The 1,725-nt window shown below is 71.3% G+C and carries 1 protein-coding gene; it reads right to left on the minus strand.

What is annotated here, in order from left to right; genetic code table 11:
- Positions 1 to 173 precede the first annotated feature (173 nt).
- Complete coding sequence (gltX, locus tag AC08OJ_RS18725) at positions 174 to 1,586, minus strand: glutamate--tRNA ligase (protein ID WP_476594661.1); 1,413 nt, start codon at positions 1,584 to 1,586, stop codon at positions 174 to 176.
- Positions 1,587 to 1,725: the final 139 nt, after the last annotated feature.

Below are 1,725 nucleotides of genomic sequence, written 5' to 3' on the forward strand. Positions count from 1 at the left end.
GGGTGGCTGGCGAACTGGAGCAGCCTCACCCACCAGAGGTAACCCCGGCTTCTGCTGGGTCTCCCCAGCCCGGTCGCGGCCCGTCCCAGCCGCGACCCGGGCTCAGCCCTGCCCGCCGCGCGAAGCCGCCACGGACCGGCGTGCGCGCGAGGCCGTCGTGGACCGGCGTGAGGTCAGCCGCCGGTGAGCCGTTCCCGCGCTTCGGCGAGCCGCCGCAGGGTGGTCTCCCGGCCGAGCACCTCCAGCGACTCGAACAGGGGCAGTCCCACGTTCCGCCCGGTCACGGCGACCCGCACCGGTGCCTGCGCCTTGCCGAGCTTGAGACCGTGCCGCTCGCCGACCTCGGTAAGTCCGGCCTTCAGCGTCTCGGCTTCCCATTCGATCTTGTCGTAGAGGTCGTGGACGTCGGCGAGCAGTTCCGCCGCCGGCCCCTTCATCGCCTTGGCCCAGGCCGCGTCGTCGATTGGTACCTCCGGCAGGAAGAGGAAGTCGACCATCGGCACGATCTCCGACAGCACGGAGACCCTGCTCTGCGCCAGGGGGGCGAGGGCGGCGAACGCGTCCGCGCCGAACGCGGCCGGCTCCCACGGCGCGGCCGGTGCCGAGAGCCAGGGCCGGACCGCCTCGATGAACTCCTCGACGCTCAGCCGCCGGATGTACTCACCGTTGAACGCCTTGAGCTTCTTCTCGTCGAAGAACGCCGGCGACGGCTTCACGTCGGCAAGGTCGAAGGTGGACTCGATCGTCTCCCAGGGCACGATCTCGTCCTCGCCGGGCGGGGCCCAACCGAGCAGCATCAGGTAGTTCTTCATGGCGGCGGGCAGGTATCCCTCGTCCCGGTAGGACTCGAGCGCCACCTTGTCGCGCCGCTTCGACAGCTTCTGGCGTTTCTCGTTGACGATCACCGGGACGTGCGCCCACACCGGCGGCGCACCCGCGCCGAGCGCTGCCCAGAGCAGCTGCTGCTTCGGGGTGTTCGACAGGTGTTCCTCACCCCGGATGACGTGGGTGATCCCCATCTCCAGGTCGTCGACGACGTTGGCGAGCAGGAACACCGCCGACCCGTCGGCCCGCGCGACCACGAAGTCCTCGATGGTGTCGTTCGGGAACTCCGGCGTGCCGCGGATGAGGTCCTCGACGATCGTCACGCCGTCGTCCGGCGTGCGAAAGCGCAGCGCCCGGCCGGGACCCGGGGTGAGCCCGCGGTCCCGGCAGAATCCGTCGTAGCCGCGCTGCGCGTTGCCGGTACGTTCCGCCAAGGCCTCGCGCGTGCAGTCGCAGTAGTAGGCGAGACCTTCGGAGTGCAGCCGCTCGGCCGCGGCCCGGTGCCGGTCGGCGCGCGACGACTGCAGCACCGGACCCTCGTACCCGCCGGGGCTGATGCCGAGCCAGTCCAGCGCGCTGATGATGCCGTCGGTCCACTCCGGCCGGTTGCGGGACGCGTCGGTGTCCTCGATGCGCAGCACGAAGTCGCCGCCGGCGCGCCGCGCGACCAGCCAGTTGAACAGCGCCGACCGCGCCCCACCCACATGGAAGATGCCGGTGGGAGATGGCGCGAATCGAACCCGTACCCGCCCAGATCCCATGCCGCGCAGCGTACAGCGGATCTCGACGGGCGAACCGGGCGTGGGCCGATGGTGACCGGCCGCGGAATCGGTCTCCCGGGCGGCCGGCCACGCCCCCGTTCAGCCGAGGAGGTCGAGGAGGTCGAGGGGGGTGGTGGGT

Source organism: Frankia sp. CgKIO3 (genome assembly GCF_977946435.1).